Source organism: Tahibacter caeni (genome assembly GCF_024609805.1).
Taxonomy (GTDB): Bacteria; Pseudomonadota; Gammaproteobacteria; order Xanthomonadales; family Rhodanobacteraceae; genus Tahibacter; species Tahibacter caeni.
On the sequence record NZ_JANFVR010000003.1, the window covers coordinates 1 to 25,020 of the forward strand.

At 66.1% G+C, this 25,020-nt stretch carries 21 protein-coding genes; 11 read left to right on the plus strand and 10 right to left on the minus strand.

Going from position 1 to position 25,020, the window contains the following annotated elements; all coding sequences use genetic code 11:
• Positions 1-474, minus strand: a 474-nt coding sequence (locus NON22_RS00515) for a carboxypeptidase-like regulatory domain-containing protein (protein WP_306673571.1), incomplete at its 3' end; no start/stop codon positions are given.
• A gap of 580 nt (positions 475-1,054) precedes the next feature.
• Here NON22_RS00515 and argS point away from each other — a divergent pair.
• The 9 genes from argS (at position 1,055) to NON22_RS00560 (ending at position 13,015) form a co-directional block, all read left to right on the plus strand.
• The gene (gene argS, locus NON22_RS00520; protein WP_257384932.1) at positions 1,055-2,740 is read left to right on the plus strand and encodes an arginine--tRNA ligase; all 1,686 of its coding nucleotides are present in this window, start codon (positions 1,055-1,057) and stop codon (positions 2,738-2,740) included.
• Positions 2,741-2,759: 19 nt separating this feature from the next.
• Positions 2,760-3,401 carry an SPOR domain-containing protein gene (locus tag NON22_RS00525; protein WP_257384933.1) on the plus strand — a complete coding sequence of 214 codons (642 nt, stop codon included), beginning with the start codon at positions 2,760-2,762 and terminating at the stop codon, positions 3,399-3,401.
• Positions 3,402-3,834: 433 nt separating this feature from the next.
• A complete protein-coding gene (locus NON22_RS00530) occupies positions 3,835-9,141 on the plus strand; it encodes an RHS repeat-associated core domain-containing protein (protein ID WP_257384934.1) in 5,307 nt (1,768 codons plus the stop codon).
• On the plus strand, positions 9,138-9,476 hold the full coding sequence (locus tag NON22_RS00535) for a hypothetical protein (protein ID WP_257384935.1): 339 nt from the start codon (positions 9,138-9,140) through the stop codon (positions 9,474-9,476). The genes NON22_RS00530 and NON22_RS00535 overlap by 4 nt, the downstream gene beginning before the upstream one ends.
• A 178-nt stretch (positions 9,477-9,654) precedes the next feature.
• Positions 9,655-10,059, plus strand: coding sequence for an RHS repeat-associated core domain-containing protein (locus NON22_RS00540; RefSeq protein WP_257384936.1), 405 nt, complete (start codon positions 9,655-9,657; stop codon positions 10,057-10,059).
• Positions 10,060-10,599: a hypothetical protein gene (locus NON22_RS00545; protein ID WP_257384937.1), complete on the plus strand. Its 540-nt coding sequence runs from the start codon at positions 10,060-10,062 to the stop codon at positions 10,597-10,599. It begins immediately after the preceding gene.
• 26 nt (positions 10,600-10,625) lie between these two features.
• The gene (locus NON22_RS00550; protein WP_257384938.1) at positions 10,626-10,943 is read left to right on the plus strand and encodes a hypothetical protein; all 318 of its coding nucleotides are present in this window, start codon (positions 10,626-10,628) and stop codon (positions 10,941-10,943) included.
• Between the two features lie 143 nt (positions 10,944-11,086).
• Positions 11,087-11,239 carry a hypothetical protein gene (locus NON22_RS00555; RefSeq protein WP_257384939.1) on the plus strand — a complete coding sequence of 51 codons (153 nt, stop codon included), beginning with the start codon at positions 11,087-11,089 and terminating at the stop codon, positions 11,237-11,239.
• Between the two features lie 246 nt (positions 11,240-11,485).
• Positions 11,486-13,015, plus strand: coding sequence for a hypothetical protein (locus tag NON22_RS00560; RefSeq protein ID WP_257384940.1), 1,530 nt, complete (start codon positions 11,486-11,488; stop codon positions 13,013-13,015).
• 117 nt (positions 13,016-13,132) lie between these two features.
• Here NON22_RS00560 and NON22_RS00565 read toward each other — a convergent pair whose 3' ends face one another.
• From NON22_RS00565 to glyQ, 4 genes are all read right to left on the minus strand, one after another.
• Positions 13,133-14,626: a DUF4139 domain-containing protein gene (locus NON22_RS00565; protein ID WP_257384941.1), complete on the minus strand. Its 1,494-nt coding sequence runs from the start codon at positions 14,624-14,626 to the stop codon at positions 13,133-13,135.
• Between the two features lie 299 nt (positions 14,627-14,925).
• Complete coding sequence (locus NON22_RS00570; RefSeq protein ID WP_257384942.1) at positions 14,926-16,350, minus strand: DNA recombination protein RmuC; 1,425 nt, start codon at positions 16,348-16,350, stop codon at positions 14,926-14,928.
• A gap of 314 nt (positions 16,351-16,664) precedes the next feature.
• Complete coding sequence (gene glyS, locus NON22_RS00575) at positions 16,665-18,806, minus strand: glycine--tRNA ligase subunit beta (RefSeq protein WP_257384943.1); 2,142 nt, start codon at positions 18,804-18,806, stop codon at positions 16,665-16,667.
• Positions 18,799-19,716: a glycine--tRNA ligase subunit alpha gene (gene glyQ, locus NON22_RS00580; RefSeq protein ID WP_257384944.1), complete on the minus strand. Its 918-nt coding sequence runs from the start codon at positions 19,714-19,716 to the stop codon at positions 18,799-18,801. The genes glyS and glyQ overlap by 8 nt, the downstream gene beginning before the upstream one ends.
• A gap of 72 nt (positions 19,717-19,788) precedes the next feature.
• On the opposite strand from glyQ, the gene tfpB reads away from it, so the two are divergent.
• Both tfpB and NON22_RS00590 read left to right on the plus strand, forming a co-directional pair.
• Positions 19,789-21,627 (plus strand): type IV pilus assembly ATPase TfpB, encoded by a 1,839-nt coding sequence (gene tfpB, locus NON22_RS00585; RefSeq protein WP_257384945.1) that lies wholly within the window; start codon positions 19,789-19,791, stop codon positions 21,625-21,627.
• Between the two features lie 2 nt (positions 21,628-21,629).
• Complete coding sequence (locus NON22_RS00590) at positions 21,630-22,355, plus strand: glutamine amidotransferase (protein ID WP_257384946.1); 726 nt, start codon at positions 21,630-21,632, stop codon at positions 22,353-22,355.
• Positions 22,356-22,543: 188 nt separating this feature from the next.
• Here the strand turns inward: NON22_RS00590 and NON22_RS00595 are convergent, their stop codons facing one another.
• The 5 genes from NON22_RS00595 to NON22_RS00615 all read right to left on the minus strand — a co-directional run bounded on the left by NON22_RS00595 (position 22,544) and on the right by NON22_RS00615 (position 25,005).
• Positions 22,544-22,762 (minus strand): hypothetical protein, encoded by a 219-nt coding sequence (locus NON22_RS00595; RefSeq protein WP_257384947.1) that lies wholly within the window; start codon positions 22,760-22,762, stop codon positions 22,544-22,546.
• Positions 22,763-22,957: 195 nt separating this feature from the next.
• Positions 22,958-23,719, minus strand: coding sequence for a twin-arginine translocase subunit TatC (gene tatC, locus NON22_RS00600; RefSeq protein WP_257384948.1), 762 nt, complete (start codon positions 23,717-23,719; stop codon positions 22,958-22,960).
• A complete protein-coding gene (tatB, locus tag NON22_RS00605; protein WP_425507945.1) occupies positions 23,706-24,023 on the minus strand; it encodes a Sec-independent protein translocase protein TatB in 318 nt (105 codons plus the stop codon). Before tatB ends, tatC begins: the two co-directional genes overlap by 14 nt.
• Positions 24,024-24,032: 9 nt before the next feature.
• On the minus strand, positions 24,033-24,254 hold the full coding sequence (gene tatA, locus NON22_RS00610) for a Sec-independent protein translocase subunit TatA (protein WP_257384949.1): 222 nt from the start codon (positions 24,252-24,254) through the stop codon (positions 24,033-24,035).
• A 91-nt stretch (positions 24,255-24,345) separates the two neighbouring features.
• Positions 24,346-25,005 carry a lipid-binding SYLF domain-containing protein gene (locus NON22_RS00615; protein WP_257384977.1) on the minus strand — a complete coding sequence of 220 codons (660 nt, stop codon included), beginning with the start codon at positions 25,003-25,005 and terminating at the stop codon, positions 24,346-24,348.
• Positions 25,006-25,020 lie beyond the last annotated feature (15 nt).

The window sequence follows — 25,020 nt, forward strand, 5'->3', positions numbered from 1 at the left end:
GCGCTGCGTGCCGTCCGCAGCGGCCGGCGCGTCGGGACTGACGCCGACGTCCGGCGAGATCGCCGCATCGGCCGCCGCCTCCGCGGCGGCCGGCGGCGCGCCGAGGGTCAGTGTGCTTTCGACGGTCGCGCCGCTCCGCACCTTGAGGCCGTCCTGGATCAGCAGGTCGTAGCCGTCGGCCTGGGCGGTCAGGCCGAACTCGCCGGCCGGCACCGCGGCCTGGAAGCGGCCTTCGGCGTCAGTGACGAAGTCCTGCGAGACCGATTCGACGCCGGGCGACATGCCCTGCACGGTCACGCGGACGCCGGCCACCGGCTGGCGCGTGGTCGCCTGCAGCACTTGGCCGCGGATCAGTCCCTGGGACTGGGAGGCCGGCGCGGCGGCCGGCGGCTGGGCCAGCACGGCGGAGTTCAGGCCGGCGGCGAGGAAAACGGACAGCAGGGTGCGACGCAGAGGCAGGCGTGGATACGACATGGGTCATCCGGGCGGCATTGGCCGGCCATGCGGCCCGCGCCCGCGCCACTGCTGACTGCCGGGTCCAGGCCCCCTGACGCGGCGCGGTCCAAAGGGCGGGTATGAGCCGCGCAGCCTAGGCGGCCCCCGTTGCGCTTGCGTGACTCCGGTGCGTCAGTCTGAAGTCAGCGGAAGCGGACTGCGCCGTTCGTCAAGGCCTGGACACAAGGTTATGCACAGCAGGCGACTACACCGGTCGTCGTAGTCGCCGGAACCGCTAACGGCACCACGGACGCCCGGTAACCTTTTGTTTTTTCTGAGATACAGCGAATTTGTCCGGAAAATTTTTGCGCTACCAAAACCGGTTGCCGCCGGCAGCCCCGCCGATTGCTCACAAACTTATCCACAAGCCGGTCGACGAACCGAGTTCGGAACTGAGTCAAGCGCTTGGTGCGGGCTTTTGCTGCAACCGCGAGATAAGCCGGCCAAGCGGCCGTCGATTAACGATTTGTTGCAGCGCGCCAGGCGGAAAACCCGCGTCCTGCTTGGGCCGTCGTGCCGGCCCGACTACAATCGGCTCCTTTTCCCGTTCGGGCCCCCCGTGAAAGACTTCCTCCGCGACCAGCTGCTGCAGGCGCTGGCGGCGCTGCAGCGCAACGGCAGCGTGCCGGCCGACATTCCCACCGGCTTCGTGATCGAACGCACGCGCAGCAAGGAACACGGCGACTTCGCCGCCAATGCCGCGCTGCTGATGTCCAAGCCCGCCGGCCTGAAGCCGCGCGACCTGGCCCAGGCAATGGTCGGCGCGCTGCCGGCCTCGGCGCAGGTGGCCAAGGTCGAGATCGCCGGTCCCGGCTTCATCAATTTCTTCCTGAGCCCGGCCGCCTACCGCGCCGAGCTGCGCCATATCCTCGAGATCGACCAGGCCTACGGCCGCAACGCCGGCGGCGAAAACCGCAAGGTGCAGATCGAGTTCGTTTCCGCCAATCCGACCGGCCCGCTGCACGTGGGCCACGGCCGCGGCGCCGCGGTCGGCGACTGCCTCGCGCGGCTGCTGCAGGCGACCGGCTGGAACGTCACGCGCGAGTTCTACTACAACGACGCCGGCCAGCAGATCGCCAATCTCGCGCTGTCGGTGCAGGCGCGTGCGCGCGGCATCGCGCCGGAGCAGGCCGGCTGGCCCGAGGACGGCTATCGCGGCGACTACATTGGCGACGTCGCACGCGCCTACATGGCCGGCGAGACCGTGCATGCCGACGGCCAGGACGTGACCGGCGCGAAGGACGCCGACGACCTCGAAGCGATCCGCCGCTTCGCCGTCGCCGCGCTGCGCCGCGAGCAGGACCTGGACCTGCGCGCGTTCGGCGTCGAGTTCGACGTCTATTACCTGGAATCCTCGCTGTACACCGAAGGCAAGGTCGAAGAGACCGTGCAGCAGCTCGTCGCCGCCGGCCACACCTACGAGCAGGACGGCGCGCTGTGGCTGCGCACGACCGAATTCGGCGACGACAAGGACCGCGTCATGCGCAAGGCGCAGGGCGGCTACACCTACTTCCTGCCCGACATCGCCTACCACGTGACCAAGTGGCGGCGCGGCTTCGGCCGCGTCATCAACGAGCAGGGCGCCGACCATCACTCCACCGTGATGCGTGTGCGCGCCGGCCTGCAGGCCCTGGACATGGGCATTCCCAAGGGCTGGCCCGAATACGTGCTGCACCAGATGGTCACCGTCATGCGCGGCGACGAGGAAGTGAAGCTGTCCAAGCGCGCCGGCAGCTACGTGACCCTGCGCGACCTCATCGACGAAGTCGGCCGCGACGCGACGCGCTGGTTCCTCGCCGCACGCAAGGCCGATTCGCAGCTGACCTTCGACATCGATCTCGCGCGCACGCGCAACCGCGAGAACCCGGTCTACTACGTGCAGTACACCCACGCGCGCATCTGCCGCGTGCGCGACAAGTTCGCCGAGCAGGGCTGGAGCTGGAACCGCGACAACGGACTGGCCGCGCTCGACCGGCTCGACACGGCCTACGACCAGGACATGATGGTCGCGATCGCGCGCTTCCCCGAAGTCGTCGATCTCGCCGCGCGCAACCTCGAACCGCACCTGGTCGCGACCTACCTGACCGAACTGGCGGCGGCGTTCCATACCTGGTACGACAACAGCCACATCCTCGTCGAGGACGCCGACCTGCGCGACGCACGCTTCGCGCTGGCCGAAGCGGTCAGGACGGTCGTGGCCAACGGCCTGGATCTGCTCGGCGTCAGCGCGCCGGACAGCATGTAATCGGCAGGAGCACGGCAAGATGGCTGGCAAGCGCAAGCAAGCAACCCGCACCGGTACCGCGACGGCGGCCTGGCCGGCCTGGGTCTGGCTCGCCCTCGGCGTGCTGCTGGGCCTCGGCCTGGCGACCCTGATGCTGCTGCAGGGCTGGGCGCCGACCCTGCGCAAGCCCAACTCGCCGCAGCCCAACCCGCAGGCGACCGCGCCCAAGCCCAGCGAGACCGCCGTCGCCGACGAAGCCAGGAAGACCGCGCCGAAGAAGAACTACGAGTTCTATTCGGTGCTGCCGGAAATGGAAGTCGTGATTCCCGACACCGAGCTCAGCGCGAAAGCCCGCGCCGAACAGCAGCGCCAGCAGGCCGCCGCGCAGAACCCGGCGGCCGCCGGCACGACGCCGCCGCCCGAACCCGCCGTCGCCGCGAGCGGCGCGCGCTACATCTTGCAGGCCGGGTCCTATCCGGACCCCAAGGCCGCCGAAGAGCTCAAGGCCAAGCTCGCGCTGTCGGGCTTCGTCGCGCGCGTGCAGTCGGTCAACGTCAACGGCAAGACCTGGCACCGCGTCCGCGTCGGCCCCTACGGCAGCGCGAGCGACGTCGAAGCCGCCAAGGCCGGCCTGGCCGAAGCCGGCGTCAACGCGATTGCAATGAAGGACGTCGGCGAGTAATTCGCGCGGCGCCGGCGACCGACGCCGGCGCATGTCTTCGCCTGCGGAGCTTTCCGCTCAGTACGATGAGGTCGTCGACTGCGGCGCGAGGCGCGCCGACGGTCCGGTTGTCTGTGGGTCATCACCACAATTGGCCGTGAGTCGATCGGCCGTCCAGGCGCAATTGCCGCAACGGATACCGTCTCCGCGCACGGCTAACGACGTGCCAGAAATGGCCAGACCAGCCGCAAGTCGGACATGGCGTTGCACTCGTCGCAACGCCGCCGCAGCGTTCCTCACCGATTCTTGCATCACAAGAAATTTGTGATGACTTTGTCAAATGTGCCGACTATGCTGCCTGAGCGGCGGCATTCCGCCGTTTCCTGAATTCCACCTCTTTTGCTCGTCGGCATGGCGTGGCGCCGTGCTGCGCGTTCGCCTGCGCGAGTTTTCCATGATCAGAATCTATGTCCTCGTTGCGCTATGGCTGGGTTTGACCGCGCTGGCGATTCCGGCGTCCGCAAGCTGCGACCTCCCGGCGAATGCCTCGAGCGTCTATGGCTATCTCGCGCCGAACGGACAGCGTTGCCGCACGCTCGAGGAAGCCGAGGCGTCGATGCGCGCCGACATGCCGCTCATGGAGAACGCGTTCGGAATACCGGGCCAGTTCGACTCGGGCCAGCCACCGCTGTTCACGCTGGACTATCGACCTTACGGCGCGCTGGGCACGCTGGCCGACGTGCTGAAGGGTCCGCCGGCAACGACGGTGTCGAGCTACCGTGCCTACGTGAAGAACTGGCCGCCGCTTTCGCCGCTGGCCGCCTGCAGTTTCGCCGGCTGCGGCGCCGGCGGCTGTCCCTCGCCGGAGCTTGAGCGGCAGCGGCTGGAATGCGAGCTCGACGCGACCTGGGACAACGATCCGCGCTATTGCTGGACGCGCACGGCGCCATTGACCCTGAGCGGGACGGTCACGCGGTTCCGCAGCGTCAGCGGTGCCGGCAACGCTTCGGGTTCGCTGCTGTTCGCCCCGGCGTCGAGCACGGCCAACGACTCGGGAGCGCAGCTCTCGGCCAGCCTGCAGAGTTGTCCGGGAACCTCGGAAGCCAGCGGCGAACGGACGACCGCCGCGACGCAAACGGTCAACTGGGGCATGGCGCGGCAGGACGCGATCACCTGTGCCGCCGGCAGCGCGGTCAATGCGGCGGCCAGCGGCGCCGGCAACGCCTGCGCAGCCGACTTCGCCAAGCAGGTCATCGACTCGCCGCAGCTCACCCAGACACCGAACCAGTGCAAGGAAGGCAATCCCTGCTATCCGGGCAACGGCAACAAGTCGGCCGACGTGGCCGTATTCGACTACGGCCGCATCCATCTCGACCTGCATTACAGCTCGCTGCGCCAGCTGCGCAACTACGCCTATGTCGACACGAACTGGTCGCACAGCTTCGCCAGGCGCGTGCTGACGGAATGGAGCCAGCCCAATCATCTCGGCGCCAATCCCGAAGTCAATCCCATCGAGGCGGTGGCGGTGATCTATGTTCAGGACGAGCAGCGCTCGCTGGAGGTCTACCGCCGCGATGCCAGCCTGCCGGCCGGCACCTTCCGCGCGACCAGCAACCTCGGCCGCCTTCTGCGCTACGTGGAGAACGGCGTCGTGCCGCCGTACTACGAACTCACCGACACGGACGGCCGGCGCGAAACCTACGACCGTGCCGGCCGCCTCGTGGCGATGCATGATCCGGACGACCCGTCCAAGGACCTGAGCCTGACCTACCGCGGCCGTGTCATCGCGGCCGAGCCGAACATCGAAACGGCTCACTTCGAGGAAGCGTTCTGGCGCATCGACCGGATCACCGACGCGAGCGGCCGCTACGTCAACTTCAACTACACCGATGCGCAGCTGCAGAAGCTCGAAAGCCTAGTCGCCGACGACGGCACCGAGCTCGCGCGCCTGGTCTACGACCGGCAGGGGCGCCTCGCCAGTCTGCAGCGTTTCGGCAAGAGCCAGGGTTTCCTCTACAACGAGCCGGCCTATCTCGGCGTAACGGCGACGGTGCGCGGCTCCTGGCTGACCGGCATCCAGGACGAGGACCTGCGTCGCTACGCGACCTATGCCTACGACGACTGGGGCCGCGCAATCGCGAGCTGGCACGGCATCGACGCCGGCCGCATCGACATCACCTATCCGCTGAAGCCCGACGGCAACCAGGACGACAGCCGCGCGATCGTACGCACGCCGTCGCTGCGCGAGACCACGTATACGTTCGCCGCGAACCAGCCTTACCGCGTGCCGGCCAGCATCAGCGACCAGGCCGGCACCGTCCAGTTCGAATATCACCCGGTCCATCATCGCCTGACCGCACGCATCGACAGGCGCGGCGTGCGCACCGAGATCGAGTACAACGCCGACGCCACGCACGAGACCGCGCGCACCGAGGCCAAGGGTCGGCCGGAGCAGCGCCGGATCGAGCGCGACTGGGACTATGCGATCGGCCGTCTCACGGCCGAGCGGCTGTATGCGGATCCGCCCGGCGGCCCACGCACCTTGCTGCGCGACCGGCGCTTCTCGTACGCGCCGGGCACGGCGCTGCTGCTCTGGACCGAGCTCGTCGATCCAATCGACGGCCGCAGCCGCAGGACGAGTTACACCTACTGCAGCGCCGCCGACGTCGCGAACCCGAGCGTGGGCTGCGCACTGGTCGGCCAGCTCAAGCGCATCGACGGCCCACGTACCGATGTGGCCGACCTGACCGACTATGCCTACTACACGAGCGACGCACTCGGCGGCTGCGGCACGCCGGGCGGCGCCTGTCGTCGCAAGGGCGATCTGCGCAGCATCACCAACGCGCTGGGTCAGGTGACCGAAATCCTCGCCTACGACCGCGCCGGCCGCCCGGCACGCGTACGCGACGCCAACAACACTCTGGTCGACTACACCTATCACGCCCGCGGCTGGCTGCTGACGCGCAGCATTCGCGCGAATGCCGACGGCACGCCGTCGGCCGGCGACGCAACGACGACATTGGAATACGACGAAAGCGGCAACCTGACGCGAGTCCTTTCGCCCGACAACGCCGCGTCGCTGACGTACACCTACGACGCCGCTCACCGGGTGATCGGCGTGCGCGATGCGCTCGGCAACCGCATTGCCTACACATTGACCTCCAACGGCGACAGCCGCTTCGACCGGCGCTTCACGCCCGTCGGCGTGACGGCGTGGCAGTTCACGCGTGAATTCGACGAACTCAACCGGCTCGTGCGCGAGCTCGACGGCCTCGGCAGACCCGTGCAGCGCCTGGAACTCGACGACGCGACGCAGGGCATCCTCAACGGCTACGATGCGAACGGCAACCCGCGCCGCAGTATCGACGGCCGCGACGTGCAGACCGAACGGCAGTACGACGGCCTGGATCGTCTCGTCAAGACGCTGCAGGACTTCGGCGGCACCGATCCCACGACGGCGAACGCGCAGACCCAGTTCGGCTACGACGCGCTCGACCGGCTGACCGGCGTCGTCGATCCCGACGGCATCGGCACCGGCTATGTCTACGACGGGCTCGGCGACCTGCGCCAGGAAAACAGCAACGACGCCGGCAATCGCAGCTTCACCTACGACCTCGCCGGCAACCGCACCGGCGAGACCGATGCCCGCGGCAAGGCGATCACGCATGTCTACGACGCGTTGAACCGGCGCACGGACACGTTCTATCCGGACCTGACGCGCCGCATCCGCCGCGACTACGACCTCGCCGACAGCCAGACCGGCTGCGTGAACTCGTATCCTAAGGGACGGCTCAGCCGCATCGTCGACGTCAGCGGCACGACGGTCTACTGCTACGACCGGCGCGGCAACGTCGTGCGCAAGCGCATTCTCGCGCCGGGCCAGAGCAGCGGCGGCGACGTGCTCGACTACGCCTACGATCGCGCGGACCTGCTCAAGAGCGTGACCTATCCGGGCGGCGCCGTCGTGACCTATCAGCGCGACGCGAGCGCCCGCGTCAGCGGCGTGCAATGGCAGCCGGATGCCGGCGGCGCGATCACGAATCTCGTGAGTCAGGCCACCTACTATCCGTTCGGCCCGCTGAACTCGATGACCTTCGGCAACGGCCGCCAGCTCAGCAAGCGTTACGACAAGACCTATGCGATCGATCAGATCGAAAGCACCCTGCCGGCCGGCCTGCTGTTCGACTTCGACAACGACGTGCTCGGCAACGTCACGCAGATCGCGACCGCACTCGGCGGGACGCCCCAGCGCCGCTACGGCTACGACGCGCTGAACCGCCTGACCCAGATGCGCGACGCCGCCGATCTGCCGCTGGAGACGTTCACCTACTCGCGGACCGGCGATCGCACGAGCAAGCGCCTCGGTGCGCAGACGGCGCAACCCTACAGCTACGTCACCGGCACGCACCGGATCGCGAACAGCGGCAACGGCGCTCGCAACTACGACGGCAACGGCAACACTACCGGCCTGCCCGGCATTTCCAGCTATCCGCTGGTCTACGACGACACGAATCGGTTGGTACAGGTATCCCTGGATGGACAGGGCAGCGTCCAGGACTACGCCTACGCGCACAACGGCCTCGGCCAGCGTACGCGCAAGGATCTGCCCGGCGAACGCATCGACACGGTCTACGACGAAAGCGGCCTGCGCCTCGTCGACAGCGCCTGGTTGCTCAACTGCGGCAGCAGTGAGTCGTTCGGCGGCGGTGGAAGCGGCGGACCCGGCACGACGGGTGCGGGCGGAAGCGCCGGTGGAACCGGCGCGTCCGCCTCGACCGGCGGAGCGGCCGCGAACGGCGGCAGCGTCGCAAACACGTTCTGCACGCAGACGGCCAAGAGCCGCACCGAATACATCTACCTCGACGGCCTGCCGATCGCGATCGCCCGCTACACGGGAACCAGCACGACCGCGCAGCTGAGCTATATCGAAACCGACCACCTCGGCACGCCGCGCCTCGCCTCGGACGCCGCGACTCAGGCCGTGCAGTGGCGCTGGGATCTATTGCAGACGAGCTTCGGTGATCATCCGGCTACGGTGCTGGTCAGCGGGTTCGAGTTGAATCTGCGTTACCCAGGGCAGTACTTCGATGCGGAGACGGGGTTGCATTACAACTACTTCAGAAACTATGACCCTAAAGTCGGCCGATATGTTGAAAGTGATCCGACCGGACTGCGCGGCGGAATTAATCTGTATGCGTATGCAAGCTCACGCTCTCTATCGTCTATTGACTACTTCGGGTTAGAAACGTGGTTGATAATCCGCACTGAGCCCTCGCGTCCGCGCGACCCGGTAGACGCGTGGTTACTGCCATCTGAGGTTGCCGCGGCACGAGCGCGCGCCGAGTGTTCTAGTTGCAACATTGTCAATACTGAAGCCAACAGGGTCCGTCATCTTCAGTATCTGCTAGACAACAACACTGACATTGTGCGGGTTATCATCATCGGGCATTCGGGGCGTAGCGCCGTATACTTTAGTCCTTGGCTAACCGTAGATAGCAACCTTTCTGTTGACAAGAAAACGGAGCGGGATACACCTGCCTCCAGTATCAGATGGAATAACTTGCTTCCGAATGCAACCATCGAACTTTGGGGGTGTCAGAACGGTGTCGATGATGGCTCTATTGCAGCAGCGATTGCCAGGGCATCTGGTCGTCGTGTAATTGGCACGACAGACGTTGTAAATTTTGATGAAGATGGGATTCCTTTTGTTAGATTCCACAGAGATCCATTTGGAAATGGATTCCGGGAGTTCAAGCCATGATGAAGGCCAGTTCAAAGCTCTGGGCGTTCTGTAATTTATTGGCAGCTTTCATGACTTTCTTGGCCCTCGCTGTCGCGAGCTACTTGCTCTGGCGCACGCAGCTTGCGTCGAGGCCGGTGAACATCGGGGCGGACGTCCTCAAATGCGGCATGAGTTCTTCTGCTCTGGCTATATTGCTGTCGACTCTGATGTTGGTAACGCCGCCGCGTCGGCACCTAATATGCTATCTGCTGGTTTCAACTTCCGCCTTCGGAGTCATTATGTTTCTCTACCTAAGTCAGTTGGCTTGCAGCATGAAAAAGGTCGGAATCTGTGAACCCCTTTTTTTCTTCTGAGCTTGGACCAATGCAAAGTTCCAGCGTGGCCTATCCGTTGGCAAGCCTGACAAGAAATAGCGTGGCGATACATTCAGGGTCAGGTTCACTTCCTGTATAGAGCGCGCTTCGCGTCAGTTGAACCTAGTTCGGTTCTTGGCTCCGTCGCGCTGAGACTGGATTTCAGCCGCATCTCGAAGTGAACCCGACCCCGTTGCCAGGTGATCACCCGGCTACGGTGCTGGTCAGCGGGCTCGAGTTGAATCTGCGTTACCCAGGGCAGTACTTCGATGCGGAGACGGGGTTGCATTACAACTATTTCAGGGACTACGAGCCAAAGATTGGGCGATATGCTCAAGCTGATCTGATCGGATTGCGAGGTGGAATCGATCTGTATGGTTATGCGAGCGGAAGTCCTTTGCCGCACTACGATGCCGGTGCCGGCCGCTACTTTGAGGTGGCAGTCACCGGATCGCGCTGCCAAGCCAACCGAACACGAGGGCGAGACTTCACACGCCACGCTGACAGACCGCGCGCCAAGTGCTCAGCGGCATCCGAAATTATCGATAAAGAAATGCAGACGCTATCAGCGACTTTTTTTTAGATGCTACTGCCTGACCTGAGCGTTGCATCTGAAGCAGTTCGCGCGTTTATTTTTCAAGACCGGCAGCCGAAAAACCTTTCCGAACACCAGCGCGCCATTACATTGTTCAAGAGAAACGAGCTGAACCTCGAAAATATTCCGCGACCAGTTCAAACCGAGGAATCAATAGAGTGTGGCGCCGGAACGACCATCCTTTGGGAGCGCGAGGATAGCGGCAGGATCGCTATCGCGGACTCCAATTTCAGATCCAGCGTCGTCGTGTTTGTTCCCGGCCTTGCCGAAGACGCTGACCCGATCGAGGAGAAGATCACTTTCGGACAGAGCGGCGTACTTCTTTACATCGCGGTAGAACATGCCGGTGAGATCTGCGCTGGATATGCCAGCCAAGGGGACCCGAAGTTTCACATGCTTCCAGACGGTTCCGCAGACGTCGCTATCGATGCGAAAGTTCAAAAATTTCAGCTGGTAGGCTCTCGGTGGGGCGATGAACTGAGCTTGTCGTTCAAAGCACAGAAAATGTCTCGACCTCGCTGCAAATGATCACGACAGGACGGTCTCTGTTCGCCGTGGCGACATTCCTGATGCTCATGCTGGTTGTCGCCCTACAGCTTTTGTATACCGCTGGCGCCGTCTTCCATTTCTTTGTAATTGCGTATAAGAGTGGAAGCTTTGATCCGCACACTATCAGCTTTGGCCGGACTGGAGTTTTCTGCTATCTGATCGTCGCCATTGCAACGGCCTCCAGCCTCTGGGTGCTGGTCAAGCGTCGAGGCGGTGCACGGAATGCGAAACTGGCCGCGCTTTTTCTCGCGATTTCATTGGCGAGCACCATTATCTTTGTCGGTTTGATTGCCACACCGTATTCAGATGTTGTCTCCAGATAATGTTTTCAGCAATCCGGGGGACCCACGGAGTTTTCTTGCGTGAAGGCCATGCCGGAACGCTTTTCGATGGCTGATCAGCTGATGACAGGGCTGCTCATATTCCGTTGGCCGGCTGCAACGACCGCCAGGAGGTGCGGATACGCGTGGATCTACCGGTGTGGAACCTGGCCGTCAGCTACGGCGACGACTCTGCTACCGGTTCGGCGACCTATTCAGACAATGGACCGAAACACGTTTCGGTGGATTTTTATATCGGGCACTTTCCCGACACGAGCTTCTTTACCGAGCAAGCGTGATTCACGTCAGCAATCCCGATGTTGTCTCCGCAGTAATGCGGCGTTACGCCGACGGACCTTTCGTCGTCGAAGCTCAAGTTGAAGGAAAGTGCTTTCCATCAGGACATCGTAGCCGCGCGCAGCACTGAAGCACCTGAGGTGTACGAGGAACTGCTCGCCTTCGCAGAGCATGTAAGGCGTTGCCGCATTCGATGAGCTATTCGTTTTACCCGTGGTCGAGATGAATTTCGCTCGATCAGCGGCGCTATGCGGCGAACCCGACGCGGTCGCCGCCGACGGACTTTTCAGGGGAATGAGATGTATCCGAAGAATGCTTGCGGACTGCTGACTCTTTTGGTGCTCGGTGTCGGAATCGGCTCCGGCGGTATCACACATGCCCAGGAAGAGGAGCCCAACGTCACCGAGCAACCCGCCATCGGCGGCAACCAGACGGTGTCGATAACGCTGCCGACGCAAACGGCGGGCGTGAACGCCAACTACTATGCTTTCCACGTGGATGGCGACAACTATACGTGGACGCTGACCAACGTCACTTACCAGCCCGGTTCGACACGCAACGGCAGGACGAACGCGTTGGGCGGCAGCCCGTTGACGCTTTCGGTCACGACCGCGGGATTGGCGGTTACCGGACCGAACCCAACTACCCAGTACATCGACTTCGCACCGTGCGTCGGGCCGGTCAATGAGTTCTGCAACTGGACCGGCGCTCTGCGCTACCGCTTCAAGATCGATCCCACGTTGACCGCTTCGCCGGCGACGACGATCACGACCGACGGCAGCAGCGCGCGGACGATCCAGTTGGTCTGGCCGAACGCGCTGGCCGGTGCAGCGATCAGTGCCGGCTGTACCGTGGACAGCGGCGTTACGCCGGCGCCGACGATTACGGTCAGCCCGGCGTCGGCGACCGCGAACTCCAGTGGCCAGGCGAATTTCACGATCACGACGGCCGGCCTGCGGCGAATCGCATCGAGCGGCGCAGCGCCGTCCGGACGCTGTACGTTCAAAGCCCACGCAAGCAGCACGAATGCGGCCGTGGTCGAGGTCCTCGGACAGCGGATTGCTCCGACCCTGGACGTCAGCCCGAGCTCCGACGCGGCGCCGCCCCAAGGCACGACCACGACCGATCGTGTCGTGACCGTCGGTACGCGCACGCCGGTCGCGAGTGGCGTGACTGTGGATGCGACCTGCTCGGTCGAGGGCACTACCGCGACCGTAAGCCTGGACAACTCGGCGGCGGGAACGTCGCAAAGCGGCAGCAAGGTGACCGATGCCAACGGCGAGGTGCAGTTCCGCGTCAAGTCGGAGAAGCTGGTGTCGCTGCCGCCGACGGGAGCACCGCACGTGCGCTGCGCGTTCAAGGTGCGTGAACTCAGCTCGACCTACGAGTATTTCGCAGCCGGCAAGCAGATTGCGCCTTCCGTGAGTCTGAGCCTCGGACAGATCACGCAGACCGGAACGACGTCGCTGACGGCGACGATGTCGCCGTCTTATCCCGGATTCACGATCGTCCCGAGCTGCACCGTCAATCAGTACCTGCCGGCCGTGACGGCGACGCCGACATCCGCATCGACGAATGCGAGCGGACAGCAGACTTTCGACATCACGACACCGGCGCTCGTGATCACCGATCCGAATACCAACGCAATGCCGTCAGCGTCCTGCACGTTCCGTGCGGGCGGGACCGGAACGGCAGGCCTGCTGCAGTTCCGCACCGGCAATACCTGCGTGATGACGCTGTCGCCGCCGCCGCCGGCTTGCGGCAACCCGGCGCAGTGAAAGCATCGGGTATGCAAACCGCCGCGCGGCCGCGGATCGCGCCGCGCGACGGTCAGGCTCTATCGGCAGACCGTAGTTCGCCGCCGCGCAGCGGCCACATCGGCCGCCGCCGGCCTCTCACCACTTGTACCGCACCGTATAGGTCACCTTCGCTTCGCCGTCGGCCGGGATGTCGAGCGGGAAGTCGATCGTCGCGGCGTCGCGCTTGACGAAGTCGTGGTTCTTTTCGGTGATGGTCCAGTCGCTCCAGCGGTAGAGGTATTCGCGGGCGATCACGCGGGCGGCGGTTTTCTTGCGGTTGCGCACGCTGAGTTCGAAGCTCTCGGTGATGGTCTTGGCCGTCGTGTCGACGGTGAAGCCGGTCTGGCGGCGTTCGCCGACGATGTCGAACGCGTTGCCGAGCTTGATGCGCAGGGTCTCGTTGCGCGGCGTGTGCTTGATGACGTCTTCGCCGATGAATTCGAGCGTCCCGTCGGCCGAGGCCTGATTCACGCGCACGCGGCCGGCCGGTAGCGGCATGCCGAGCTTGTTGGCTTCCTTGTTCTCGAATTCGAGGAAGGCGCCGACCGTGCCCTGGGTCGTCGCGCCGTAGTTCTGGTCCTGGATCGGCGCGGGCCAGTAGCTCCAGGGCTGCGGCGACGCCGTGAACACGAGCTGCTTGGTGCAGCCGGCCTTGGCCGCGGTCGGGAACAGCTCGAGCTGCTTGGTCGAGTTGTCGGGCAGGTCGCTGCGGCGGCCGAGCGTGTACAGGTGGTACTCGAACAGCGAGGACTCCTGGAAGCCTTCGTCGGCCGCGCCGGCCGGCGCGGCCATGGTCTTCATGCGCAGCATCGGAGCCGGCGCCGGGGCCGGCGCGCGATTCACTTCGCCGGCGACGAGCTTGAGCTGGGCCTGCGGATAGCTAGCGCCGGACTGGTTGACGACGGTGACCCAGGCCGACAGGTCCATGTCGCAGCCGTTGCCGTTCTCGCGCAGGGTGATGTTGTAGTCCGACCACCAGGTCATGCCCTGGGTCTGGTAGCTCACGCGCGTGTCGTGCGTGCCGGCCTGCTTGGCGTTGACCAGCCAGACCAGGGTCGGCCGCGTGATCAGCCCGCCGGGCAGGCTCGGGAACAGCACGTTGCTGTAGCTGCCGATGCTGACGACCTCGCCGTTGTCGCGCTGCAGGATCAGGGTGCCGTCGGCCGAGGACAGCAGCACGCCGCTCAGGCGCTCGAGCACGTCGCCGCGCTGCTGTTCCACCGTCACGCGTTCGCCGACGTAGCGTTCGAGCAGCTTGTCCCGATTGACCAGGTCGAACTGGTAATTCTGCTCGACGACGCGCGTGCCGACCGGATCGGTCAGCGACTCGAACGCGACCGTGGTCGGATCGATGCGCTTGGCGACGTCGGTGAATCTGAGCACGCCGTTGCCGGCCTGCAGGTTCATCTTGCGGCCGTCGCGCACGAGCGCGTAGCCGGGCAGGGCCGGTCCGTAGTTGGCGAGGCTTTCGGTGTTGACCTGGCCGGGCTGGGCCGAGCTGTAGACGGTCAGCGAATAGTCGGGCGCATCGGCGGCGAAGGCAGCGGTGGTCATGGCGACGGCGATTCCTGTGGCGAGCAAGGTGCGCATGGACGACTCCTTGGGAAGATCCGATCAAGCGTTTCGCAGCGCGGCTCCTGCAACCGGCTGGTTATTACGACGAACCACTGGAACTGTGCAGCCGGCGTTCGGCGGTCGTCCCGACCCGGAGGGGGTCGGGAGCCGAGCATGAACTCCGGTGGTTCGGCGGTCGGTCACGGCAGGCCACGCCTCGAACGCCGGTCCGTCCGGCGCAGGGTTCGCGACAGCGTGCCGCAACCCGCGCCACAGCGGGGTGAACGATGCGGTTGCGCGCTCCACTGCGGACCGTTCCACCGGCGCCGCGGCGTTCATTCGTCCATGTCCATGCCGTCTTCGCCGAGCAGCCCGCGGCTTTGCTCGCTGCTCAGGGACTCGACACCGCGCAGCTTGCGCTCGATCGCGCGCGTGCGCACGCCGGCGGCGTCGATGCTGTTGCGTACGCTGTCGAGCTGGTTGCGCGTCTTCTCGAGCACCGCGCCGAACTTGCCGAACTCGGTCTTGACCGCGCCGAGCAGCTGCCAGACCTCGCTGGAGCGCTTCTCGATCGCGAGCGTGCGGAAGCCCATCTGCAGACTGCTCAGGGTCGCGCTCAACGTCGTCGGCCCGGTCACGACGACGCGCAGGTCGCGCTGCAGCGCCTCGAACAGGCCGGGACGGCGCAGCACTTCGGCGTAGAGGCCTTCGGTCGGCAGGAACATGATCGCGAACTCGGTCGTCGCGGGCACGGAAATGTATTTGTCGCGAATGTGGCGCGCCGCTTCGCGTATGCGGCGTTCGAGCGCCTGCGCCGCGACGGCGGCGGCTTCGGCGTCGGCGCGTTCCTGGGCGTCGAGCAGGCGTTCGTAGTCCTCGCGCGGAAACTTCGCGTCGATCGGCAGCCAGACCGGCGCGTCGCCGCCGGGCAGGCGTATCGCGAATTCGACGCGCTCGCCGGAGCCCGGCACCGTCGCGACATTGCTTGCGTACTGGTCGACCGTCAGCAGTTGCTCGAGCAGAGCGGCGAGCTGCACTTCGCCGAGCATGCCGCGCGTCTTGACGTTGCCGAGCACGCGCTTGAGATCGCCGACGCCCTGGGCCAGTCCCTGCATTTCGCCGAGGCCGCGGTGCACCTGTTCCAGGCGCTCGGAGACGAGCTTGAAGGATTCGCCGAGGCGCGTCTCCAGGGTCGCGTGCAGCTTCTCGTCGACCGTCACGCGCATCGCGTCGAGCTGCTTCGCGTTGTCGGCCTGCAGCTCTTTGAGCCGCGTTTCCAGGGTGCCGCGGACTTCGGCCAGGCGCAGCTGGCTGTGTTCGGCCTGTTCCTGCAGGCCCTGGCGCAGCTGGTCGCCGAAGCGCGACAGCGACTGCGCATTTTCCTCGCGCGCGCGGCGCGCATCTTCCTGCAGGGCCTGGCGCAGCGCTTCGAGGCGCTGGTCGTTGCGCTGGCTGCTCTGCTCGATGCGCAGGCCGAAGTCCTCGATGCGCCGATGCTGCTGCTGGGCGAGCTGGGTGAACTGGTTCTGCACCGCGTCGCGCAGCTGCTCCAGGCGCTGCGACTGTTCGATGCGGGCGGCGCGCTGGTCCTCGCGCAGGCCGCGCTCCAGGCGTTCGCCGTCCTCGCGCAGGTTGACCAGCGCCTGGTGCAGCGGGGCCAGCGTGTCCTCGCGGCTGCGCCGCAGCTGCAGGATCTGCAGCACGAGCAGGACGGCGAGCACGACGACGGCGGCGAGGACGAGGATTTCGAGCAGCGACATGGAACACACGGTGATCGGGGCGGTGCCCAGTGTAGCCGCTGGTCCCGATCGTCCGGCGGGCCGGCGACGCGCAAAAAGAAACGGCGGCCCTGTCGGACCGCCGCTTCGTCCCCATGCACCGTACTGCTACACCCCAGACCGTTTGCCCGGCGCCGGAACCCCATTACGGCGCCACGCTGCCGGGTCGGACGGTCGGTTATAAGACCGCGCGTGACCTTCGGCACTCCCTGCGGCTGAACGTAGTCAAAACGTTAAGACGCGTCAATGGGCAGTGCAGCGAATCGGGCTCGACGGCGGCCGCGGGGCCGCCGCCCTCATCCGGCCGGCTGCAGCAGCGAGACGTCGGCGACCTGCAGGAACTGCTGGCGCAGCTCGCGCAGCAGGCGCAGGCGGTTCGTGCGCACCGCGGCGTCCTCGGCCATGACCATGACGTCGGTGAAAAACACATCCACGGGCTCGCGCAAGCTGCCTAGCCTCTGTAGTACGGCGACATAGTTGCGATGCTCATGAAGCAGCTTTGTCGCGGCTTGCGCCCCGCTCAGCGCCGCGTACAAGTCGGCTTCGGCTCCGGCAGCGAGCAGTCCCACGTCGACAGCGCCACCGATGACCTCGCCGGCCTGACGCAGGATGTTCGCGATGCGCTTGTTCGCGGCCGCCAGCGCCTCGGCCTCCGGCAGCGCGGCGAACGCGGCGACGGCGCGGACGCGGGCGTCGAAATCGCCGAGGTCGGCCGGGTTCAGCGCGCGCACGGCCTCGAAGCGGTCGGCTGCGACCCCGGCGTCGGTGTAGTAGCCGCGCAGCCGGTCGACGATGAATTCGAAGAGCTCGGCCGCGAGCTCGCGCCGGCGTGCGCCGGCGTCGAGCGCCGGCACCTTGCCGTCCTTGCCCTTCGGCAGGCCCGCGGCCAGCGCGGTTTCGGGCAGCTGGGCCAGCGCTTCGGCGAGCAGCGGCGGCAGTTCGAGCGCGAGGCCGCTCTCGATCAAGGTGCGCGCAAGGCCGAGCGCGGCACGGCGCAGCGCGAACGGATCCTTGTTACCGCTGGGCTTGAGGCCGACCGCGAAGATGCCGCAGAGCGTGTCGATGCGTTCGGCGATCGCGAGCACCTGGCCGACCTTGCCGCTGGCGATGCCGTCGCCGGCGAAGCGCGGGCGATAGAACTCGTCGACGGCCAGCGCGACCTCGGCCGGCTCGCCGGCGGCGGCCGCGTAGTAGCGGCCCATGACACCCTGCAATTCGGGGAATTCGCCGACCATGCGGGTCATCAGGTCGCACTTGGCCAGCGCCGCGGCGCGCGTGGCCAGCGCCGCGTCGACGCCGGCGCGGTTCGCGATCGTGCGCGCGAGCTCGCCGACCCGCACGACCTTGTCGAACACCGAGCCCAGCGCCTGCTGGTAGGTCACGTTCTTCAGGGTGTAGAGCTGGTCGATCAGCGGCGTCTTGAGGTCTTCATCGTAGAAGAAGCGCGCGTCGGCGAAACGCGGGCGGATCACGCGCTCGTAGCCCTTGCGGATCTCGCGCGGATCGCGGCTCTCGATGTTGGCGACGCCGACGAAATGCCGCGTGAGCCGGCCTTCGCCGTCGACGACCGAGACGAACTTCTGGTTCGTCTCCATCGTCATGACCAGCGCCTCCTGCGGCACACGCAGGAAGTCCTCGTCGAACGCGCAGGCGATCGCGACGGGCCATTCGGTCAGGTTGGCGATCTCGTCGAGCAGCGACTCGCCGAGCTGCGTGCGGCCGCCGGTCTCGGCGGCGGCGCGCGCGATCTCGTCGCGGATGCGCGCGCGGCGCTCGGCCGGGTCGGCCAGCACGCGCGCGTCGCGCAGGCTGGCCAGCCAGCTGTCGGCGTCGGCGATCGGCACCGGCTGGTTGTGGTGGAAGCGATGGCCGCGCGACTCGCGTCCGCTGCGCAGGCCGAGCAGCTGCGCATCGATGACGCGCTCGCCGTGCAGGATCACGAGCCAGTGCGCCGGCCGCACGAACGCGTAGTCGTGGCCGCCCCAGCGCATGGGCTTGGGAATCGGCAGCGCCTTGAGCGCCTCGGCGATGACCTCGCTCAACAGGGCGGCTAGCGGCTGGCCCGGCTGTTCGCTGCGGAACACGTACCAGGCGCCCTTGTCGGTCTCGAGTTTCTGCAGCTGGTCCACGGTCGCGCCGCAGGAGGCGGCGAAACCGGTCAGCGCCTTGCTCGGCTGGCCGTCGGCGCCGAACGCGGCGTTCGCGGCCGGGCCGCGGCGCTCGATGGTCTGGTCCGGCTGCGCCGCGGCGACCGCGGGCAGCAGCACGGCGAGGCGTCGCGGCGTGCAGTAGACCGTCGCCGCCGCGGCATCGATCGCGAAGCCGCGCTTGTTCAGACCCTCGACGACGCCGTCGGCGAACGCGCGTGCCAGTTCGTCGACGGTGCGGGTCGGCAGCTCTTCGGTGCCGATTTCAATCAGCAGCGCCTGCTCAGCCATGCGCCTTCTCCTGGCGGTTCTTCAGTCCCGGAAAGCCGAGCCTTTCGCGTTGCGCGTAATACGCTTCGGCCACCGCGCGGGCCAGGGTGCGCACGCGCAGGATGTAGCGCTGGCGTTCGGTCACGCTGACCGCGCGGCGCGCGTCGAGCAGGTTGAAACTGTGCGAGGCCTTGCAGACCTGCTCGTAGGCCGGCAGCGGCAGCTGCGCCTCGATGAGCTTCTTCGCCTCGCTCTCGCAGACGTCGAACCAATGCAGCAGCTCGGCGACGTTGGCGTGTTCGAAGTTGTACGTGGACTGCTCGACTTCGTTCTGATGGAACACGTCGCCGTAGGTCACGACGCCGTGCGGCGCGACGGTCCAGACGAGGTCGTAGACGTTGTCGACGTTCTGCAGATACATGGCCAGGCGTTCGAGGCCGTAGGTGATCTCGCCGGTGACCGGCCGGCACTCGAGACCGCCGGCCTGCTGGAAATACGTGAACTGCGTCACTTCCATGCCGTTGAGCCAGACTTCCCAGCCGAGGCCCCAGGCGCCGAGCGTCGGCGACTCCCAGTTGTCCTCGACGAAGCGCAGGTCGTGGGTCAGCGGGTCCAGGCCCAGCGCGCGCAGCGAGCCGATGTACAAGTCCAGAATGTCGTCCGGGTTCGGCTTCAGCACGACCTGATACTGGTAATAGTGCTGCAGGCGGTTCGGATTTTCGCCGTAGCGGCCGTCGGTGGGACGGCGCGACGGCTGCACGTAGGCCGCGGCCCAGGGCTCCGGGCCCAGCGCGCGCAGGAAGGTCGCCGGGTGGAAAGTGCCGGCGCCGACTTCGGTGTCGAACGGCTGGATCAGTACGCAGCCCTGCTCCGCCCAGTAGCGGTTCAGGGTCTGGATCACGTCCTGGAACGTGGGCGTGGGCGTGGACATGGGCGGCTCGCGGAAGGCCTACGGCAAAGCGCGCTAGTATAGCCAGCAGTCTGCCGTCCCACAGGAATCGTCATGGCTACCCAACCGCAGCGCTCTGTCGCGGCCAGTTCCCCGATCGCGGCGGCGACGCCCGTGCGGCTGGGATTGCATGGCCGGCTCGAGCTCGACGAAACCCTGATGGCGCTGGTCCAGGACGGCCTGCTCACTGCCGAGGATGCGCGCCGGGTCCGTGCCGATTCGCGCAGCACCAAGGAAAAACTCGCGCTGCATCCGCTGGTGCTCGTCGCCAACGCGAAGGCCGTGGACCAGCGCCATCCCGACAAGCCGCTGAGTCTCGAAGTGCTCGTGCAGTGGCTGGCCGGCAAAGCGGGCCTGCCCTATCTGCGCATAGACCCGATGAAGATCGACGTCGCCGCGGTGACCCAGGTCATCTCGCACCAGTACGCGACGCGCTATCGCATCCTGCCGGTCGCCGTCGCACCGGACAAGGTCACGATCGCATCGGCCGAACCGTTCGACACGCGCTGGGTCAACGACCTCTCGCACATCCTGCGCCGCGAAGTCGAGCGCGTCGTGTCCAGCCCGCTGGACGTGAACCGCTATCTGACCGAATTCTTCGGCGTGCAGCGCTCGATCCAGCGCGCCAAGGACGCCAAGGGCGAATCCGGCTACGACCCGTCCAAACTGCTGAACTTCGAACAGCTGCTGGAGCTCGGCAAATCCGGCGACATCGGCGCCGACGATCGCCACGTCGTGCACATCGTCGACTGGCTGCTGCAGTACGCGCTCGATCAGCGCGCGTCGGACATCCATCTGGAGCCGCGACGCGACGCCGGCAACATCCGTTTCCGCATCGACGGCAACATGATCAAGGTGTTCGAGTTCCCGCCGCCGGTCATGACCGCGGTGACCGCGCGCATCAAGATCCTCGGACGCATGGACCTGGCCGAGAAGCGCCGGCCGCAGGACGGCCGCATCAAGACGCGTTCGCCGGGCGGCCGCGAAGTCGAACTGCGCCTGTCGACGATGCCGACCGCGTTCGGCGAGAAGATCGTCATGCGCATCTTCGACCCGGACATCGTCGTCAAGGAGTTCCGCCAGATCGGTTTCTCGATCGACGAGGAAAACCTCTGGCGCTCGATGGTCGAACGGCCCCACGGCATCGTGCTCGTCACGGGCCCGACCGGCTCGGGCAAGACGACCACCTTGTATTCGACCCTGAAGCACCTCGCGACGCCGGACCTCAACGTCTGCACGGTGGAAGACCCGATTGAAATGGTCAGCCCCGAATTCAACCAGATGCAGGTCCAGCCGGCGATTGATCTCGACTTCGCCGCGGGCGTGCGCACCCTGCTGCGCCAGGACCCCGACATCATCATGATCGGCGAAATCCGCGATCTGGAAACCGCGCAGATGGCGGTGCAGGCCGCGCTGACCGGCCATCTCGTGCTGTCGACCCTGCATACCAACGACGCACCGACCGCGGTCACGCGCCTGCTCGATCTCGGCGTGCCGCACTATCTGATCCAGTCGACCCTGACCGGCGTGGTCGCGCAGCGGCTTGTGCGCACCCTGTGCCCGCACTGCAAGACCGCGCTGCCGGTCGATCCGCGCGCCTGGGACGCGCTGACGCATCGCTGGAATCTCGCGGTGCCGGAGCGCACGCAGGGTCCGGTCGGCTGCCTCGAATGCCGCAACACCGGCTTCCTCGGACGCACCGGCATCTACGAGATGCTGCGCATCACGCCGAAGATGCGCCAGTTGATCCAGGCCGACACCGACCTGGTCAAGTTCAGCGAAGCGGCACTGGCCGACGGCATGCGTCCGCTGCGCATCTCGGCGGCCGCGCAGGTCGCGCGCGGCGTGACGACGGTGGCCGAAGTCATGACCGTGCTGCCGCCGGTCGAGTGACCGTGTCGCGCGTCCTCGTCCTGCAGACCGGCTCCACCTTGCCGCAGATCGCGGCGCGCCACGGCGATTTCGCGGCCTGGTTCCTGCGCATGGCCGGACTCGTGCGGCGCGACGTCGACGTCGTACGCGTCGACCGTGACGAAGCATTGCCGGCGCCGGGGCGTCATGCCGCGATCCTCGTGACCGGCTCGGCCAGCATGGTGACCGAGCGCGCCGACTGGAGCGAGCGCAGCGCAGGCTGGCTCGCCGGTATCGTGCGCACCGCGGCGGCGCCGGTGCTCGGCGTTTGCTACGGCCACCAGCTGCTCGCGCACGGTCTGGGCGGCCGCGTCGACTGGAATCCGCGCGGCCGGCAGATCGGCACCAAAACGTTGCGGACGACGCCGGCTTCGACGGACGATCCGCTGTTCGGCGCGACCACGACGCCATTCCGCGCACAGACCACGCATCAGCAGTCCGTCGTCGAGCTGCCGGCGGATGCGCTGGTGCTCGCGGCGTCCGCGCTCGATCCGCATCAGGCGCTGCGTTTCGGCGAGCGTGCCTGGGGACTGCAGTTCCATCCCGAGTTCAGCGCGAACGTCATGGCCGGCTATATCCGCGGGCGGCGCGAGCGGCTGATCGCCGAAGGCCTGGATCCGGCCGCGCTGCTGCGCGAATGCGGTCCGGCCCCCGAAGCGCGGCGTCTGCTGCGGCGCTTCGTGCGCAAGGCGCGCGACGGCGCGCTCTGAGCGCAGACGTCCCATTCGCCGCCTTCACGCATGCCCCCCTGCCAAAGGTCATGCCTGAGGGCAAATCCAAAATCTGTTGGGTAATTACCCGCAAATCGCGAGTCTGAAAAAGCAAACGCCGCGCTAGACGCGGCGTTTTGGATGTACTTGCAAACGGCGCACTGCCGCCGGCATGAAACGAAGCATGATTACTTGCGGCTCTTGGTGCCCTTGCGCAAGCCGGCCAGCGGATCCGGCAGCTTCAGGCCGCCGAGATAATCATTGATCGCTTCGTTCGTCACGTCGTAGAGCGGACGGCCCATCACCGCGGCGGCTGCCTTGAGGCTGTCGCGCATGCGCTTGGAAACGCGCAGGCTAGCGTCGCGGGTATCTTCGTCGACAGCGGCGGCTGCGGCGGACTTTTTCATGATCTTCACCCTGAGTTAAGAAGTGCTGCTACGTGTACTGCGGGATTAGTATACGTGGCAGGTCGATGAAAAGAACGCTACACGCCGGACGCACATGTTACGAATTGTAAATCCCCGGTAACGCTGAGCCGCTGCGGTGCCGAATTCCGGGGAACCGGCAGCAGCAACGCTGCGGTGGCGTGATTTACCGTGATTTCAGGCGTCGCGTCCCGCCGCATCGGCAGGGCGATTCGCGACCGCACGTGCGGCGACGATGCCGACTTCGTACAGAAGGCACATCGGAATCGCGAGCATGATCTGCGAGACCACGTCCGGCGGCGTCAACACCGCTGCGACGACGAACGCGCCGACGATGACGTAGCCGCGGCTGTCGGTCAGCTGCTTCGGCGAAACCCAGCCGAGCGCGACGAGGATGACGACGGCGACGGGCACTTCGAAACAGAGCCCGAATGCGAAAAAGATCACTAAGACAAAATCGAGATATTTGGTGATGTCCGTCATCATCGCCACGCCCTGCGGCGTGATCTTGGCGAGGAACGAGAACACCATCGGCAGCACGAGGAAATACGCGAACGCGCCGCCGAGATAGAACAGCACGACGCTCGACACGAGCAGCGGCAGGCCCAGGCGCTTCTCGTGGCGGTACAGGCCCGGCGCGACGAAGGCCCAGAGCTGGTAGAGCACGACCGGCATCGCGACGACGAGCGCGGTGCAGAACGCGAGCTTCAGCGGCGTGAAGAACGGCGAGGCCACGTCGATCGCGACGAGCTGGCCGCCGGCCGGCAGGTTGCGCAGCAGCGGCTCGGCCAGCCATGCGTAAAGCTTGTTCGCGAACGGCAGCAGACAGAGCAGTACGACTCCGACGGCCAGCACGGCCTTGAGCAGGCGTTCGCGCAGTTCGACGAGATGCGAAAAGAACGAGGCTTCTTCGCCGGGTTCCTGTTCAGCTGCGCTCATCGAGCTTCCTGCCCATGTCTTCGGTGTTCTCGCGTACCTGATCGGCAGTCTCGCGCAGCTGGTCGGCCGCGGCGCGCAGGTCCTCGCGCGGATCGGCGGCCGATGCCGCATCGCGCATGCTGCGCTTGAGTTCTTCCGCCGCGAGTTCGCGCTCGACTTCGCTGCGCAGATTGGTCCAGCTCGTGCGCGCGCGGCGCAGCAGGGCGCCGACCGTGCGCGCGGCGCCCGGCAGGCGTTCCGGGCCCAGCACGATCAGCGCGACGACGCCGATCAGCACGAACTCGCTGAAGCCGATGTCGAACATCGCCGCGGACTACTCGGCTTTTTCGCGCTTGGACTCGCTGGCGGCTTTTTCGGCGTCGGGCGCCGGATCGGCCTTGAGCTTGGGCGCCTCTTCGTCGCCCTGCAGGCCCTTCTTGAAATCGCGCATCGCGCTGCCGAGATCGCCGCCCATGTTGCGCAGCCGCTTGGTGCCGAACACGAGCACGACGATCAGCAGAACGATCAACCAATGCCAAAGGCTAAAACTACCCATTACCCACTCCTGCAGAGGATTCGCGCCGCCGGAAGCGGCCGAGCGCGACAGTGTAGCCGCGCCTGGCAACGAGGATCATGACGTCGCCCTGCTAGTCGGCCGATTGCGCAGTGTACTCCTCGAGACGGTCGCGGAAATCGACCACGACTTCCGGCACATTGCCGACGCCGCCCTCGAAAATGCGCCGCGGGGTCACGCCGTCGCCGAACACGGCCTGGTTGGCATCATGGTCGATGGCCAGCACCGAGCCGTCGAGCGCGACGCCGGCGAACAGGCCGCGCGCGCGCGAATAGGAATAGATCTCGGCCTTGAGCTGCGCGTCGGTCGACGCCTGGGCCGAACGGCCCACCGGACCGGCGGCGACCGAGGCGTCGCCGCCGAGCGTGAACTTGCCGTGCACGATGGAATCGACGCCGCGCTGGCTGCGGAAGACGAGCACCACGTCGGTCGACTGCACGCCGGCCTGGAAGCCGATGCTGCCGCCGGTCAACGTCACGAAGCTCGGATTGGACCAGGTGCCGTCGGGTGCCTTGACGACGATGAGGCCGTGGCCGCGACGGCCGCCGACGAGCAGGCCGGCCTTGATCACATCGGGAATCACTGCGATTGCGTGCGCCTCGCGCAGCAGATTGCTCGGTACGCGGCGATCCGGGGCCTGCATGATCTCGTCAAGGACGCGAACCGCTTCGCGCGCGCGCTTGAATTCGTTTTCGCCGGCGCCGGCGGCGCCGGCGGTGCACAGGCAGAACATCAGCAGCAGCACGCG